Source organism: Streptomyces similanensis (assembly GCF_039543625.1).
GTDB classification, from domain to species: Bacteria; Actinomycetota; Actinomycetes; order Streptomycetales; family Streptomycetaceae; genus Streptomyces; species Streptomyces similanensis.
Genome location: NZ_BAABKC010000009.1, coordinates 1 through 16,509 on the forward strand (window position 1 = coordinate 1; position 16,509 = coordinate 16,509).

The window sequence follows — 16,509 nt, forward strand, 5'->3', positions numbered from 1 at the left end:
GAGTCCGGACACCGCGCCCCGGCCCTCGGTCGCCGGCCCGGCGGCCCGGCGACCGGTCACGCGCCGCGTCGGTCGGCGACGGCCCAGGAAGCGAGGGCGACGGCCCCGGCGACGCCGAACACGGACGGCCAGGCGCCGACCTTCTTGGCCAGCGGGTGCGACCCGGCGAACGCGGCGACGTAGCCGGCGGTGAGCGCACCGGCGGCCTTCCCGCCCGCCTGCCGGCGCCACTGCTGTGCGGCGGCGGCCCCGGCGACGGCCAGCACGGCCCCGCCCAGCTGCCGCTTCTTCGTCCACCGCGCCACGCCGTACCCGCCGACGAGCCCGCTCGCGGCGATCACCGCCGTAGGAACCTTCGCCATCACTTGCCTCCCGCAGAGACCGAACAGAAGCCGAACAAAGTGAGGCTAACCCGCACAGGGCGGCACCCGGCGGCCACCCCCGCGAGCCCGCGGCCGCCGGAGGCGACCGCATGAGACGCAGGTCACCTACACATCCCCCTCGGCGCTGTCACACATCCCCGCCGGGCTCCGTCGTACCGGTACCACCACCGAACAGGCCGCCCAGAACGGCCGAGACGACCAGTACGACCAAGGAGCCTTCGATGGAACCCCGTATCAACTTCTTCCAGAACGCCGTCGCCGCCAAGTTCCTGCGCCACATCAACTCGGCGGGCAAGGTGCTCACGGACTCGGGCCTGCCGGCCGCCACGCAGGAGCTGGTGAAGATCCGCGCCAGCCAGATCAACGGCTGCGGCTTCTGCACCGACATGCACACCAAGGACGCCGCGCACGCCGGCGAGACGGCCCAGCGCCTGCACCTGGTCGCCGCCTGGCGGGAAGCGAAGGTCTTCACGGACGCCGAGCGCGCGGCCCTGGAACTGACCGAGCAGGGCACCCGCATCGCCGACGCGGCGGGCGGCGTCACGGACGAGGCCTGGGAGAACGCGGCGAAGCACTACGACGAGGACCAACTCGCCGCCCTGGTCTCCCTGATCGCCCTCATCAACGCCTACAACCGCGTGAACGTCACCATCCAGCAGCCGGCGGGCGACTACCGGCCGGGGATGTTCGGCTGACGCCGCACACGAACCGACGAGCGTCGAGGACCGAGGGCCGGTACGGGAAACCGGCACCGATCTGAGCCCTCGTACTCATGCGCCCACCCCGCCCGCACAGACATCGTGGCCAGCATGAACCTGCCCACCGCGCCACCGGCGTTCGACGCGACGACCGGCCCCCGGCGACAGGACCGCGCCGACCTGGGCGCCGACATCGGCATCGGGTGCGCCCTGGTGTTCCTGGAGATCCTGGCCTTGGCGGTCGTCTTCGGCCTCTGGTTCCTGTCCGGCTTCAACCTGGACCCGGCCACGACGGTGAGGGCCGACTCACTCTGGGGCTACCTGGCCGCCGTCGGCGGCGTCGGCGCCCTCGCCGTCGTGGCGACGGCGATCGCCGCCCGCGCCAGGGCCTACGTGACGGTCGCGAGCCAGAGCGTCGTGGCGGCCGTGGTGTCTCTCGCCCTCTTCGGGGGATACGTGGCGCAGTCCCACGAGGACGCGCACTGCGAGACCGCCCCGAACGCGTGCCACGAGGGGCCGTCGAAACGGTGAGTGTCGCGTCCCGGCGCGATGGGTGCCCGTCCGACCTTGCTCGGACAGTTCGAGACCCGGGCGCTGGAGGTCGGCTCGCGAAGCCCGGGTCGGCGCATGTCAGGAGGCAAGGACGGCCCCGAAGAACCCCAGTGCGGGATCTTCGGGCGTCCCGACCAGCAGCGCACGGTCCAACAGGATGTTGTTGTGCTCGCAGCTCGTCTCCGGAAGCATCACGCAGGCGTGGCAGGCGGCGAGATTCGTCCCGGCCGAGCCGGCTGCCTCGGCCTCCATGCAGAGGGGGTCCGAGGAGCACCACTCGGCCCGGCGGATCGCCGAGCGCACCGTGCGGTCCAGGAGTTTCGGTTCGCCCTGGGCGACGAGACCGCCGAGGCTGCCCGCCGAGTCGCTCGTCGCCGTGTAGACGAGCACCCCGGCCATGTCGTCCGCGGCGTACAGACGCTCGCGCAAGGAGGCGGACGGGTAGCCCGCCTCGAGGCTCCACTCGTTGATGAGGACGTGAGCCAAGGTGTGCAGCAGCACCATGCGGGGAGTGGCCGGAGACGGCACGGCCCGACTCGGGTCGTCGGCCCGCTGCTCGAGCACCCGCTGATGGGCGCTGCGCATGTGCTCCCCCCGGGCCGTCACCGCTGTCGTCTTCTCCCAGGCGTCCAGTCGGTGCTCGTCCAGACGCAGGAAGACGCCCTCGCCCTGGACCTCCATGGCCGGAAGCCAGCGCAGAGGCTTCTGGGAGAGGGACATCTCCTTCACGTCGGTCGTCGACTCGGCGTCGACGAGGCGGGTGAAGGACTTCAGAGCCCGCACCTCACGGAGTTTCTTGACCAGCATCGGGCCCGTGATGCCCAGTGGCTGGAGCATCCTCGGGTCGCCGAGCGGCGTCTCGCAGACGAATTGTTCGTCACGAGAATGCTCGCTCTCGTCGTTGCCGGACCGCAGGCGCTCGTACTCCTTGTTGCGCAGGGCGCGGTAGCGGTGGTCGAAGCCGGGCGCCGCCTCGCCGTCCGGGTCCTCCTCGCGTTCCGCGTCGAGCAGGGCCATGACCTCGTCCAGCGGGAGCGGACACTCGCCCTTGAACGCACCCTTGAGGTAGATCGCGATGTGGTCCGGGTTGTCGAACTGACGGAGAGCGTCCCAGTGCTCCGCGAGCGGATCCGCACGGCCGTTGCTCCACGGCGGGATGGAGAGCGCCGACTTCAGCACCGGCTGCCACACCGACGAGGAACCGCGCTGCAGGGCGCGCAGGGGAAGCCCGCACCCGGCCGGGTCCGTGGCGGAGAGGCCGAGCCACGGCCGGGCGCCTCGGCAGGTGAGGCGCAGGTCCTTGAGTGCGTTCCTGCGGAAGGAACCTTCCATCGAGACCTCGTGCACCTGACCGCAGGTGCACGACACGACGATGGACCGGAGCGAGGAGGTGCGTCCGGTCGTGCGCATCCTGAGCTTGCCGCCGCACCTGCCGATCCTCGCGGCATCCCGGTCGCGCGAGCGGTGCACCCACTGCCAGTAGGGAAACTCGTCGAGGTGTCCGGCCTCGCAGGCGACGACGAAGCGGGAGGGGACGAGGTCCACCTCGCAGGTGCCGCAGACGCTTCGGCCGGCCGGTGGGGAGAAGTCGCGGTGCGGCTGGAGTTCGTTGCACTCGGGACACGAGTGCATCAGGGGGAAGCGGCGTACTCGGAGGCCGTCCTTGCTGGTGTCCTCGGACGCCGGTGGCAGCCGGAAGTGGTCGACGTCGAGCAGACGGGCCAGACGTCGCTCATGGACGACTTTCGACTCGCCCTTGCTCCAGCTCCGGTCGGCCTCGTCCAGACCCGAGACGATGAAGGACTCGTGGTCGACGGCGATGAGCGACCCGACACCGTACGTCGTGATCGCCTGCGCACGGCGGACCGTGCCCCGGCGGGGGAAGTTGTGGGCCGGGGTGTTGCCGTCGGCTGCGGTCCGGCGGCGGCGGCCGGGAGGCGGGGTCATCGGGTTCCCTCCATGAACAGGGCGGATTCGGCGTCCACGTCGCGCAGGCTCCACAAGGTGGACCACGCCTCGTGGTCCGTGGACTCGTCGTCGTACGACTTCAGGAGAGACGGAGCACGGTGGCCCCGCTTCCGCTCGAAGAGCAACTCGCCGTGGATGTCGGCTTCCTTGCACCACCGATCGACGAACTCGTCGAAGCGCTGCTCCACTGCCTCGGCCTCCGAGGGAGTGACCGCGAGGACGCGGTCGAGGAGCAGGGACCGGATATGGCCCCGCAGGACATGCTCGTAGGACTCGACCTGCCCGGCGGCCTCGTTGGGGCGGGCGGCCGGGATCAGGATGCGCGCGAGAGCGACGATCACCGCGTGCAACCCGCGTTCACGCGCTCGGGCGGAGAACGGGGTCACGGAGGTGGACTCGACCTCGCGGTAGAGGGCCGAGTGGTAGTGCTGGAAGTTCTCGTAGTGCGAACGGTCCCGGGCTCGCGCCGCATTGAGCATGACGGTGACCAGACCGGGATGGGCACGGCCGACGCGGCTCGTGGCCTGGATGTACTCGGCGGTCGTCTGTGGTTGGCCCATCACGGCCATCAACCCGAGCCGGTCCACGTCCACGCCCACCGCGATCATGTTGGTGGCGAGCAGGACGTCCACGGTGTCCTCGTCGGGGAGCCTCTTCTCGATGCCCTTGAGCCGCGTGGGGATCTCGCTGGCGTCGATCCGGCTGGTCAGCTCCGAGTAGTTGGCGACAGAACGCACCGCAACGCCTTCGCGCTCGGCGAGCAGCCCCAAGTACGCCACCACGTCGTCGTGGACCTGGAGTTCGGCCGCGGAGAGCAGCCGGAGACTGTTGAAGTAGCCGACGAGACTCCAGTACGCGTCGCGCACCTTGTCGTCGGTGTCCGCGTGCATGGCCCGGTGCAGCAGCGTGGCGTACGTGCGGATCAGCAGCGTCGACTGGCTTGTTCCAGGGGCCAGGAGACCGACATAGCGGCGGCTCGCCTTCTCCTCGGGCGCGGTCTCCACGGCGAACCACGAGTCGCGCGAGTCCAGGCCGGCGGGCGGGAACTGTCGTACCTCACGAGCGAAGAGATGGCGGCCCTGGTCGGCCGCGCGACGGATGGTCGCCGTGGAGGCGATCACCTTGGGACGGTCGGCCAGCGCGTCCACAGCGGTCTCGTAGAGGCCGGTCAGGGTTCCCAGAGGGCCGGAGATGAGATGGAGTTCGTCCTGGACGATCAGCTCCGGGGGAGGAGTGTCGTCCGTCGGGTCGTTCAGGTTGAAGAGGGCCGAGGTCGCCGGGCGCCACGGCATCGAGGCGAACTTGTCGACGGTGGCGATCACCAGCGTCGGCCGCGCGTCGTACACCGCCTCGTCGATCAGATGGACGGGGAGCCCGCCGGCGAATTCGCAGTCCGTTCCGGGGCAGCGGATGTACATCCGCTTCGCGTCCTCGTCGGCCTCGTAGTCCCGGGCATCGAGTCGGGTCCCGCACCAGGGGCAGGCGTGCAACTGGACGGGGTTCTCGGTGGCGAGCCGCTTGTCGAGGTCGGCGCGCAGGTCGTCGAGTCTGGTGGCGGCCTCGGCCAGCGTGTTGGGTGTGGCCGAGCGCCCCACCCACATACCGACGGAGAACGGCTCGTCGCCCAGCTCGGGCGTGCGGCGCCGCATGTGTTCCATGGCGCACAGCAGGATCGCCGCACGCTCGAACTGCTGAAGGGTGAGCAGCCGGAGCGTATAGCGCATGAGGACTGTGACGCCGCCGCCGTCGGCGCCCCTGCGGATACGGCGCAGGAAGGACGTCAGGGCGATCAGCCCGAGGTAAGCCTCCGTCTTGCCACCACCGGTCGGGAACCAGAGCAGGTCGGAGATCTTCCGGTCGTCGTGCTCGGGGTCGTCGATGCCGGCCGTGCAGAGCAGCACGAAGGCGATCTGGAAGGGGCGCCAGCGCCCGGCGGACGGGTCGGGACTGCCGACGCACCCGCTCTTCACCCACGCGCTGCGGGCCCGCTGGTCGGCCATGGCACGGTTGGCGAGTCGGAACGCCCGCATCAGGTCGGGCTTGTCGCGCAGCAGTCCGATGCCCTCGCGGATCCGGCCGAGTGCCTCGTGACAGGCGTCCACCTGGTCCCGCGCGGGCTGCCCGTGAGGACCGCCCGCCAGAGAGTCGGCCTCGGCCGACTTGCGGGCGATCCAGTCCTCGTACCCCGTGGCCAGCGCCTCCAGGGCGGCCAGGACCGCGGCATCGGACTTCTCTGCCAGGCCCAGCATCGACAGCGACGAGCTGTCGATCTCCGGGTTCGAGTCGGTCAGCAGCACCTCCACACTGGGCAGGAACTCGCTGCGCACCTCCGGGACGGCGGCCTTCTCCGCATCGGTCACGCCGATCGGTGATGGGATCCAGTCCCAGGCGGCGGCGCAGCCGTGACCGATGGCGAAGGTCGGGGCATGACGGTGCAGCAGTCGACCGGTGGCGATCTCCGGGTCGTGCGCGGCAGCCGGGGCGGGGCGCTCGACGAACGCGCTGGAACCGTCGGCGGCCCAGATCGTGAGCCCGCACTGGAACAGGGCGAAGGCGTCCTGGAGGTCCCGCTCGCCGACTTTCTGCCTGTTGATCAGTGTGACCGTGATGGTCACCGTGCCGGTGATCGGATCAGGTCGGCGGACGATGACGTGCAGCGCGACCTTTTCCGGCACGAGGTCGATCAGGTCGCCCGGGGTGGGGACGGTGACGTCGATGCTCTGTTCCGGAAGCTGTAGTTCCTTGCGCCGCCACCGCTCCTTCTGCTCCGTGACGGTCCGGGCCTCGGCACGGCGGACCGGGACCGGATTGCCGTCGGCGTCGGTGGGCTCGTAGACCGCAGCGCGCGTCGAGACCACGATCGTGTCGTTTATGGAGGGGGCGACCGCGAAGGTCAGCCCCATGGAGGACGGGCGCTTGTCGCCCGAGACACCGGCTTCCTGCGCGGCCCCGGACTCCTCGGCGTCCTCCCGAGGGAGAACGGGCACGATGTCCGAACCGTCCTGTTCGGCAGCGTTCTCGGCCCTCCGCTCCCGCGAGGCACGGGGATACAGCACACCGGTCAGATAGCGGTCGATCGGCGCGTCCTGAGCGAGGACCTCTGCCCGGTCCTCCGACTCGGACTCCTCGGTGGGGCCGAAGAGTTCCCTGCACAGCCCGACGAGGAGCTCCTCGTCCCGCACCCGGTAGTGCTCGGAGTGCCGACCTGCCACGTGCGTCATACGCCCTGCTCCTCTTCGTCGTCGGCCCGCCGGAACATGCCGATGCCGGTGATCCTCGGCGCGATCCACACACCTCGGTCGCCGAGGCCGGCGTTGGCACCGGCCGCGACGCTGCCCGTCACCGTCTCCAGGGTGTCGATCCGCAGGCCGTGGATCTCGTCGGGCCACCAGGGGTCCCACGTCCGGTTCACTTTCTGCACCCGGAACAGCTCCTGTCGAAACCGCTCCGACGCCTCGCCTATCTCCCGTCCCCGGTGCAACAGGGCGTACGGCGGGCTCTGCGCCTCGCCCGCCGGCAGGTCGTGAAGCTTGCGCACCAGCACCTCCTGACCGGGTTCGGCCTCCCGCAGGAGATAGGCCTGGGTCGCCACGGCGTCGGTCGCGTGACCGGGCGGGTCGTCCCGGCAGACGTCACCGGCCTCGGCCACCACGCCGTACCTGTCGTACGACCGCCATCCACCGACGTAGCGCCGACCGTTCTTGCGGTTCCCCGCCCTCCTGATGATCGGCAGGTCGGGGGAGTGGACGTGGTAGAGATCCTGCCGCGCGCGGGTCATCGCCACGTACAGGGCCCGGACCTCCGCGGGAAGGTCCGCCTCGTCGCCGTACTGCTTCCGTAGTTCGGCGACGGTCGGTGGAGTCAGCACGACCACCCGGTCGAACTCCAGCCCCTTGGCCCGGTGCACGGTGGAGACGACGATCCGCGCGGTCTCCGGGTCGGTCGCCTCGTCGGGGAACCGGCCGTCGGCGACCAGGCGGCGAAGCCGGTCCAGATCCAGCGCGGTGCGCCCGGGCGAGCGGGTGGCGCGCCGCAGCACCGTCCACAGGACGCCGGCATTCGGTTCGTGGGGCAGCGGTATCTCCTCCAGCAGAGAACGGAACCGGTCCTCGGTCAGACCCGTCGCCTCGGTACGGCGCAACAGCTCGGCGACCCAGTACGGCACCGGGTGATCCTCGAGAGGACGACGCAACCGGTGCCCGATGCCGTTCTCGTGGAGCAACCGGGAGACCACCAGGGCCTGTCGGTTGTCGCGGGTGAGGACGGCACAGGTGTCGTCGAGGTCTCGCAGACCCTGGAGCGTGTACTCGTCGGTGAGGTCGCCCAGCGCGTTCGTCGGGTCCAGGAGCAGGTCGCGCAGTTCCTCGTAGAGCGTGGCGGCCTCGTCCGCGTCCCGGACCTGCTGGAGCCGGGGCCCGTACGGCAGCGCGATCCGCGCCTCCGGGGTGACGGCTCGGAAGTTCTCGGTGAGTTGCAGCTCCACCAGGTCGTCGGGGTAGGAGCGGCGCAACCATTCGAAGAACCGTCCGGTCTCGTCGTGGCGTTCGGCCGGGTCCTCGATCTGGAAGCCGTACACGGACTGGGCGGCGTCACCGACCACGGTGAAGCCGCAGCTGTCCTGGTAGCGGTCGAGCAGGGCCTCCACCAGTTCCCGGCGGTCGCCCAGCAGGTCCTGTACCTCGTCGATCACCACATGGGACGGCGGGATCGAGTCGCCGGACTCCAACGCGCCCTGCTCGACGGCTTCCGCCGCGGCCTTGATCCGTTCGTCGAAGGAGGTCGTGGCCCAGTCCCGGTCCGGGTAGGCGTGGGCGAGCGTCCCGTACGCCCAGGCGTCGAAGGTCTGGGCGCGGACCCGGCGGGCCCGGTCCCCGTGCCGGGTGATGCGCTCACGCAACTCGCGGGCCGCCGCCCGGGAGAACGTGAGCACGAGGATGTCGGTGGCCTCCAGTGCCTCCTCCGGATCCTCGTGGCCGCACAACGCGTCGAGTCGACGCACCAGCGTGTGCGTCTTGCCCGCGCCGGCCCCGGCGGTGACCAGGACCCGTGCGTCCCAGGGCTGCTCGACGACGGTCCGCTGCTCGGCGGTGAGCGGCGGACTGTCGAGGTAGACGTCGGTCACTTACGGCTCCAGAGGTGCTCGAACTGGGTGAAGGCGAGCTTGGTGTCGAAGTTGGAGATGTTGTCACTGACGTTCAGGATCAGGCAGGTGTCCTTGCCGCCGTTCCTGGGGCCGCGCAGGCCGCGTCCGATCATCTGCTGGTAGACGTTGTGGCTGTAGACCGGTCGTGCCACGACCACGACCCGGGTGGCCGGCGCGTCGAACCCCTGGGTGAGGACACCGTAGTTGGTGAGCACACGGATGCGGCCCGTCCTGAAGTTCTCGATCCGCGTCCGACGGTCCTGCGCACTGGTGGTCGAGTCCACGGCGGCGGACGGGACATCTCGGTCGTTGAGCATGGCCGCCAGATACTTGGCGTGGTCGACGGAGGTCGCGAAGAGCAGCGTCGGCCAGTCCGGCGGCAGGTCGGCCACCGAGTCGACGATGCGCAGGCTGCGCTCGTGGTCGTCGGCCAGCCGTTGCTCGGCGGCACGGGACAGCATCGCCATGCGCTCGGCGTGCGTCTTCTCGTCCTGGCTCAGCACGATCCGACCACCCTCCAGGGTGCGGTGCTCGACCTGGGCGAGCATGCCCCACTCCTGCAGGTCGCGGTACGGGTCACCGGAGGGGAACACGCCCTCGTCGAGGCGCCGGTTGCCGAAACGGGTGACCAGCCGGCGGGTCTCGTCCTCGTTGGTGTTGCGGAACGGAGTGGCGGTCAGGCCGAGCAGATGCCGGTGGGTCTCGTACTGGGTCAGGCCCAACAGGCTCAAAATCTCTGTGTACCGCTTGGAGATGGCGGTGTGCGCCTCGTCCACGATCACGAGTGCGGGATCGCGCAACCACGCGTACTGGTCGGTGCCCAGGCACCGCTCCAGTTTCGCGTCCGTGGCCACCACCAGGTGAGGGTGATCGACGACGTTGCCGACCTCGTTGCTGCTCCACAGTCGACTGATGGTCAGCGGCCGCTCGGCACCGACCTTGTTCCAGACGAACTTCCAGCTCTGCACGGCCTGTTCGCACAGTTCCTCGGTCTGCGCGATCCACAGCAGCGGACCCTTGAGGTCACCGACCCGCTTCACCCAGCGGATCACGGCCTCGGCGGTGACCCGTGTCTTGCCGGCGCCGGTGGGCAGGGACAGCATGCCGCGCTGCGGGGCGAGCCGGTCGAGCAAGGTGGAGATGTTCCGGACCAGGTCCTCCTGGTAGTCGTGGAGCCTGGGGAAGTCACGGGGGCCCTCGACGGTCTCGAAGGGAGGCGGCGAGGGAGTCCTGGAACCGGCGAACGTGACGGGCAGGCGCAGGTCGGAGACGAACGCGATGGCCGCCGACGAACCACCGTAGGCGACCGGGGCGTTGGGGAAGCGTGCCTGGATGTCCCGGGCGTGCTGCTGGAGCACCCCGTCGCCGTGCGCGTTGAAAGCCATCTGCGCGATGCGGCGTCCGGACGGTTCCGCGCCGCCGGTCGCCTGCAGCTCGGCGTCCATCAGTCCTTCGGGCAGGCCGGCCCTGAGGGCCTCCGCGCCGATCAGCAGTTCGAGCTTGACCACGACGTCCTCGGCTTCGCGCACAGCCTTCTGCGCGGCCTTCAGCGCGCTGTCCTTGGCCATGCGGTCCTGGTGCTCCAGCACCGCGCGGCAACCGGCCGCGCCGAGGCCGAGGCCCAGCTCGCGGTCGATCAGCCGCAGCATGGGCTCCGGCTCCCGCGGCACGCGGATCTTGACCGTGCCGTCCTGGCGCACGGCGTCCAGGGGGGAGGCGTGCGTGCCGTTGGGCGTGCGCGTGACCTCCTCCAGCTCGGTGCACCGCTGCACCATGCTGTTCCGGTTTCCGCTGTTCAGGCGCTGCCGCAGAGCGGGGAACAGCTCGACGAGGGGCACGGGGTCGCCCTCGACCACCTCGCGGGTCTCCCGACTGATCACGTCGGAGTAGCGGAGCATGCCCCACTTCTCGACCATCAGCTCGGCGTCCTCGGCGGTCGGCACGAGCAGGGCGGGGAGCTGTTCGGCACGCAGAGCCCGGTACTCGGCGGCGCCGACGGCGAGGGTGATCTCGTCGTCGGGACGGGTGCCCCAGGTGTCACCGATCCGGCAACGGGTCAGCGAGTCCTCGGGGAAGTCCGCCCCGAACCGGGTCAGCATCACGTAGGTGGCGCCGACGAAGGCGTCGTCCTCACTGCGGGACACCTCGTGGAGAAGAGCGTCCCAGCGGTCGGCGGGGACCTCCTCGACGGTGATCGGCAGCCGCAGCTTGCGGGCCTTCTCGGGGGAGATGTCGGCGACCGGCAGTACATCGCGGTAGGCGGCGAGCTGAGGACCGACGGCCTCCGCCAGCGGCTTGATCCCCTGGGAGGTGGCGACCCTGCCGTGCTTGCGCAGCATCCACCGGATCGGTGACATCACCGCCTGCCGAGTGCTGGTCTGGGCGCCGAACTGTCGCGTCCAGTTGTCCACGACGGCGTCGTCGGGCAGCGCCTTCAGGAAGGCGGCGCGGGACTCCTCGGACAGATTGCGGAAGAGATGGAGAGGACCACCGATCGCGGCACCCTCGACCTTCATCCGGTTCAGCGAAGGGCGGGGGGCGTGGCTGTCCAGGGTGCGCAGGTAGGACGCGTGGACGGCTGCTCGGTACTCCTCGAACCACGCCTCGTCCGCCTGCGGTTGCACGCCGCCGGCCGGCCGGTCCCGCAGGCCGATCAGGGAGAAGAAGGACGTGTCGTCGGAGTGGAACGTCATGTCGACGGCGACACCCGGATCGCGTTCGGCGTCGACCACGACGCCGGGCAGCATGCAGTCCCCGACCGGCCGGAAGTGCTTGTCGGTGGTTCGTACCCGGAGCGTCGAGCGCGGATCGGGCACACGCTCCAGGACCTTGTGGGCCAGCCGACGGATGCCGGCCTGGCGGAACAGTTCCCAGAAACGCTCCCAGTCCGACTCACCGTAGTGGTCGAATCCCTGGTCGAGGACGCTGGCGAATCGCCCCTCGACGTCGGCCTCGCGGACGCCGAGGACATTGAGCGCGTGCGCCAGGGACGGGTCCTGGGCCAGCTCGTCGACGACGTACACCGTGGACTCGCGCAGCCCGTCCTGATGCTCGGCCCGGCGGAACACCTTGCCGGGTACGGGGGCGACCAGCCCGTGCTCCTCGGTGAGCACGATGTGGGCCTTGCGTGCCTCGTCGGCGAAGGGGGAGCGCTTCTCGATCATGTCGGCCAGGATGCGGACGGCCACCGCCGACCCCTCGGCGGTGCCGTCCGCGACGAGGGCCTCCAGCCAGTCGCGCACCTCGGCCCGTTCGTGTCCGGCGGCGAGGAGGATGTGCTCGACCTTGCCGGAGCGCAGGGCGTCGGCCTCGACGCTCGGGTGCAGCCAGTCGGAAGGACGTCCGGGGCACTCGTGCCACATCCGCAGCCATCGCGTCAGCTGCTTCAGATCCTTGTCCAGTCGCGGGTGGACGTGCAATTGCCCGGGAACGCGCAGGACGCCGTCCTGGTCGGGCAGCGAGGGGTGCGTGGCGGTGCGGGCCCAGATCTCCCGGGTCAGGAACTCGTCGGCCCAACTGATCGATTCCCTGACACGGCCGGGCAGCAGGGGGAGGTAGGCGGCCGGGTCCTCGGCCGGGGTCAGCGCGGGGAGAGAGTCGACGACGAGCTTCGCCGACATCCGGATCATTTCCTGGTTGAAAGGGGAGGAGTCGAGCAGGTTCTGGCGGTCCTCGTTGGTCTTCCAGGCGCCGTTGAGAATGCCGCTCAGCGACATCTCGTACTTGGTGGGGAAGAAGGACCAGAACTTGCCGCGACGGCGCGAGCTGGACGATCTGACGTACAGGCCGCTCTCGGGGTCCCGCTCCAGCGTGGGAACGGCCCAGGACAGGTCGAGCGAGACCCGGTCGTGCAGCTCTCCGGCGTCCGCGCGGGCGGCAGGGCCCGGCTCGTGCGTGGTGGTGAACACGCGCCATCGCTCCGTGGAGAGGGCCTTCCCCGTGCGTTCCTCGGTCACGGTGTGCAGGTCGCCGGCCTGCTGGGCGGTCAGCGTACGACGCGCCAAGGGCCTGGGGCGGTGGTCCTCCAGCACGACCGTGGCGACGTGCGGTGAGAAGAGCTGGAACCCGACCGGGAACTCCTCGCGGGGCTCACCGTGGTCCTTGCCACGACTGCCGTGCATGTCCTTCCCCAGCCGGTCGTCGGCCTTGGGGAGCAGCGGGAGCCGGACGACCGTGGTCGCCCAGGTCAACAACTTGTCCAGCACGGGATCGGAGGCGCGTTCGGCCTGCATGTCGAGCGGGCGGGCCATCCGCAGGACGGGGGCGTCGAACTCCGGGCCGTAGCGCTCCGTCACACCGGGCACGGCCTTGATCTGCTCGTAGGACCAGGCGCGGTCGAATCCGAAACTCCCGGTGCTGCTGAAGAATTCCGGTGCGTCGGTCACCACGAGAACAGATTTCACCCCGACACCGAACCGCCCGATCTGCCCGCCGCGCTTCTTCGACATACTCATCCGAAGAATGGTCTCCGCCCCTTCCGGGGTGACCGGAGTTCCCTCGTTGGCGCAGTAAAGGTGCGTCTCCGTGAGAACCACCTGGACACGCCCTCCAGGCGCGTTCGCGATTTCGTCGGCCGCGTTCTGCACGAGTTCGAAAAGCTGACGGTCGCCGTATCCGCCCTGCGTGATACGGCGCTCCCCATTGGCGTGTTCGGCCACGAGGCCGGGATCCACGGCATACGTCTGCAGTACTCGGGCGGACTGTTCGAGAACGGTTTCGATCACCGCGGAGGACGAGGACGGCACGATTGCTGCGCTCCTGATGTCAAAGGTGGGTGAAAGTCTGGGTGATGGGCCGGCTCGCCGGCTGTGCTCGAGCCGGCCCATGCATGATTCATCGCGTGCCGGTGGCCGGAGCGTCTCACCGATGGTCGAGGAAACGCTGGTCATGTGGGGTGGGGCACCCGGCGTCAGACATCAGGAGGGTCATCAGGGGGGTCCTCGTCCGGCAACTCCTGGACGGCCTCGGCCAGGTCGGGGAACCCCGCGAGGAAATCGTCATCCGACAGTTCATGTCGGCTCTGAATCTCCGCAGCGACGGCCTTGCTCGTCGCCCACTGAAAGGCTAGTTCTATCGCACTCCGCTCCCGCTGAGAGAGCAGTAAGGGAAAACAGTCGTCTTCATTCACTGAGGCCCCGCCCCTGTCAAGTCATGTCCTGGTAATTGCACAGGGGTGTCATCGGGCCACGCCCCCGTGAAGCAAGATGGCTTCTGTTGTGGGATTCACTCCCGTTGATCACGCTAGCGGGTCCACCATCCGGGCCGCCAGTACTTCCCAAAAATGTTTCCACGCAAGGCCGTCGACCCCGTGTGGATGCACTCCTCCCCTTGTCGCCCGGCCTCCAGATTTCTGGTTCGCGAGCGAGTCGGATTTCCCAACGTCGGTGACCATAGCGGGGTTCCGTGGGGTCGGCAACCCCAACAGCCGTTCGATGCACAGGAGTTCAGAGTCTCGCGTTTTCGAGGTGGACACAGAAGGGGGCGAAGGTTGCGAACCGGATGATTCGGGCAGGCGGATGGAGCTGGTCGGGGATCCCGTCCGGTTAACTCTTGGTTGACGTGATCGCGATCGTCAAATTAGCCTTCCTCGTACGACTTGAGGAAGAGCAGGTGGCGCGTGGAGACAGGTGAGGAGTTCGGGCCGTGGTTGTCCCGGCAGCTCAGGCTCGCGGGGAAGACACAGGCCGAACTGGCCAAGGAACTGGGGTTGACCCGAGCCGCCGTCTCCGCGTGGATCGCCGGACGGTCGACCCCGCGTCCGACGGTGATGACGGACATCGCCAAGGCGCTGGGTACGGACGTCGGTACGGTCCACACCCGTACCACCGACACCCAAGCCGGCCTCCCCGTCACCTGGTACCACCGCCCCGGCTACTCCGACGGCGGACGTGACCTGGGCAATGCCGCGGCCTTCGCCTTCGACGCCGACGTCCAGGTCCTCGCCCGCGAGACGTGTCAGAACAGTCTCGACGAGCGGTTGACGGAGAACGGCCGTCCCGTCCGTGTCCGCTACACCCTGCACGAGCTGACCGGCGAGCACCTGGACGCCTTCCGTGAGGCCATCCTCTGGAACGACCTCTTCCCGCACTACTCCGCCGTCTCGGAGCTGGCCGGCAACCAGAAGGTCGGTCGGGTCGTCGACGCCGGTGTGCGCGACATGTACGAGAAGGGCCGCCTGGTCCTCCTGCGGGTCGACGACTACAACGCCTCCGGGCTCACCGGTGACGACTACGCGGACGGCAAGTTCGCCGCCGTGGTCCGGCGCCAGCTCGAAAGTCTGAAGTCCGGTCCCGGCGCGGGTGGTTCGTACGGTCTGGGCAAGGCGACCCTGTGGGCGACCAGTGCGCTCGGCCTCGTGCTCATCAACTCCACTCTGTCGGTGCCGCACGAGGGGCGGACCGAACGACGGATGATCGGTCGTCTCGAACTGCCCTGGCGGGAGGTCGACGGACGCCCCTACGCGGGACCCGCCTGGTTCGGACGTCCTGACCCGGATTCACCGGGCGCCGAGGTCGCCCGTTCCTGGTGGGCGGACGAGGACACCGTGGCCCGCCTGCATCTGGGCCGAGACGGCGAGGAACCCGGTACGTCCTTTCTCATCGTGGGGGCGCACGACGTGGCCAGTCTCGAAGGGGACTCGGCCGATCAGGACGAGAAGCCTCGCGACGAGGAGGGTTCCGAGGACACCCGCGACATCGAGAGGATGCACGAGCGCCTGGTCGAGGCGTTGGGCCGCGACTTCTGGGCCGCCATGATCGGTGGTGGCGGCCGACTCCCCTTGCTGGAGGTCTCGGTCCGCGCTCTGCGCAACGGCGACGAGGTCGTACCGGAGACGATGGTGGACCCGTCCGTCGAGCAACCCTCCCGAACCCGTGCCCTGCGGGCTCACTACGAGGGCACCACGGTGGATCGGCTCACCGAGGCCGGACAGGTGGCGATCAGGAACGTGCCGCTGAAGTTGCCACTGGCCGGTGGCACCCGCGGGACGCTCGGCACCCATCAGGCGGTCCTGCTGGTCACCGAGGCCGCGAGCGACAAGGACACCCCCAAGAACCAGGTGCACTCGCTGCGCGGCAACCGCATGACGGTCAAGAAGGCCACGGTCCAGAACCTGCCGCTGGGCACCAATCCCTTCCAGGCCGTTCTCCTCGTGGGGGAGGCCGCCGGGGAGACGGCGCCCTTCGCGAAAGAGGCCGAGGAGTTCCTGCGGGCGGCGGAACCGCCGGAGCACGACCGGTGGGGGCAGACGGAGGAGCTGATTCTTCGCTGGTCCCCCTCCGCCTATCGGCGGATCAACAATCTGACCACCGAAGTCAACAGTGCGGTCAGGGAACTCGTCGCCCGCCCCAGACGCGGCAGAGGCGAAGGCGGCGAGGCACTGCGCAAGGCGCTGACCGTCAAGAGCCGTCCCAAGGCGAAGGCGCCCTCTGGCCCGGTGGTCCCGGTGCTGGACGGGCTCGATGCGACGGTCGGTGACCACGGGGAGTGGCTGATCACCGCGGAAGTGAGCATCCCGCGCGGCGACGAGATCGTTCCGATGGTGCCGATCGCCCAGATGGATGTCCGTTCCGGGGGGCGCCCGAGGCTGGATTGGGCGCAACTCGTGGCTGTCGAGGGCTGCGAGGTGGAGGACGGCACCCTGCGCTTCCCGCCCGGCACACGCCGTGCGAAGTTCCGGGGAGCCACCGACGTCTCCAGCCATCCTGTGAGGACCACGCTCACCCGCCTCGTCCTCGAACTGCGTGCCGGCAAGGGGGCGTGACAC

General features: G+C 69.4%; 8 protein-coding genes. 3 read left to right on the top strand and 5 right to left on the bottom strand.

Features of this window, described 5'->3' with window-relative positions; genetic code table 11:
* Positions 1 to 56: 56 nt before the first annotated feature.
* Entirely contained in the window at positions 57 to 362 is a 306-nt protein-coding gene (locus ABEB07_RS02775) for a hypothetical protein (protein ID WP_345666852.1), read from the bottom strand.
* 242 nt (positions 363 to 604) lie between these two features.
* On the opposite strand from ABEB07_RS02775, the gene ABEB07_RS02780 reads away from it, so the two are divergent.
* Both ABEB07_RS02780 and ABEB07_RS02785 read left to right on the top strand, forming a co-directional pair.
* Positions 605 to 1,078, top strand: coding sequence for a carboxymuconolactone decarboxylase family protein (locus ABEB07_RS02780; protein WP_345666853.1), 474 nt, complete (start codon positions 605 to 607; stop codon positions 1,076 to 1,078).
* A 114-nt stretch (positions 1,079 to 1,192) separates the two neighbouring features.
* Positions 1,193 to 1,612: a DUF6234 family protein gene (locus ABEB07_RS02785; RefSeq protein WP_164585189.1), complete on the top strand. Its 420-nt coding sequence runs from the start codon at positions 1,193 to 1,195 to the stop codon at positions 1,610 to 1,612.
* Positions 1,613 to 1,711: 99 nt separating this feature from the next.
* Here ABEB07_RS02785 and ABEB07_RS02790 read toward each other — a convergent pair whose 3' ends face one another.
* From ABEB07_RS02790 to ABEB07_RS02805, 4 genes are read right to left on the bottom strand one after another with little or no spacing between them, the layout of a single operon-like run.
* Positions 1,712 to 3,580: a DUF1998 domain-containing protein gene (locus ABEB07_RS02790; RefSeq protein ID WP_345666854.1), complete on the bottom strand. Its 1,869-nt coding sequence runs from the start codon at positions 3,578 to 3,580 to the stop codon at positions 1,712 to 1,714.
* Positions 3,577 to 6,822 (bottom strand): helicase-related protein, encoded by a 3,246-nt coding sequence (locus ABEB07_RS02795; protein ID WP_345666856.1) that lies wholly within the window; start codon positions 6,820 to 6,822, stop codon positions 3,577 to 3,579. Before ABEB07_RS02795 ends, ABEB07_RS02790 begins: the two co-directional genes overlap by 4 nt.
* Positions 6,819 to 8,723, bottom strand: a complete 1,905-nt coding sequence (locus ABEB07_RS02800; RefSeq protein ID WP_345666857.1) for a UvrD-helicase domain-containing protein — start codon at positions 8,721 to 8,723, stop codon at positions 6,819 to 6,821. The genes ABEB07_RS02795 and ABEB07_RS02800 overlap by 4 nt, the downstream gene beginning before the upstream one ends.
* The gene (locus tag ABEB07_RS02805) at positions 8,720 to 13,489 is read right to left on the bottom strand and encodes a DEAD/DEAH box helicase (protein WP_425588939.1); all 4,770 of its coding nucleotides are present in this window, start codon (positions 13,487 to 13,489) and stop codon (positions 8,720 to 8,722) included. The genes ABEB07_RS02800 and ABEB07_RS02805 overlap by 4 nt, the downstream gene beginning before the upstream one ends.
* Before the next feature lie 872 nt (positions 13,490 to 14,361).
* Here ABEB07_RS02805 and ABEB07_RS02810 point away from each other — a divergent pair.
* A complete protein-coding gene (locus tag ABEB07_RS02810) occupies positions 14,362 to 16,506 on the top strand; it encodes a helix-turn-helix transcriptional regulator (protein WP_345666858.1) in 2,145 nt (714 codons plus the stop codon).
* Positions 16,507 to 16,509 lie beyond the last annotated feature (3 nt).

What these genes read in the sequence shown, in the direction of transcription:
- ABEB07_RS02775 (WP_345666852.1), bottom strand. Translation starts at nt 362, where the DNA reads ATGGCGAAGGTTCCTACGGCGGTGATCGCCGCGAGCGGGCTCGTCGGC.
- ABEB07_RS02780 (WP_345666853.1), top strand. Translation starts at nt 605, where the DNA reads ATGGAACCCCGTATCAACTTCTTCCAGAACGCCGTCGCCGCCAAGTTC.
- ABEB07_RS02785 (WP_164585189.1), top strand. Translation starts at nt 1,193, where the DNA reads ATGAACCTGCCCACCGCGCCACCGGCGTTCGACGCGACGACCGGCCCC.
- ABEB07_RS02790 (WP_345666854.1), bottom strand. Translation starts at nt 3,580, where the DNA reads ATGACCCCGCCTCCCGGCCGCCGCCGCCGGACCGCAGCCGACGGCAAC.
- ABEB07_RS02795 (WP_345666856.1), bottom strand. Translation starts at nt 6,822, where the DNA reads ATGACGCACGTGGCAGGTCGGCACTCCGAGCACTACCGGGTGCGGGAC.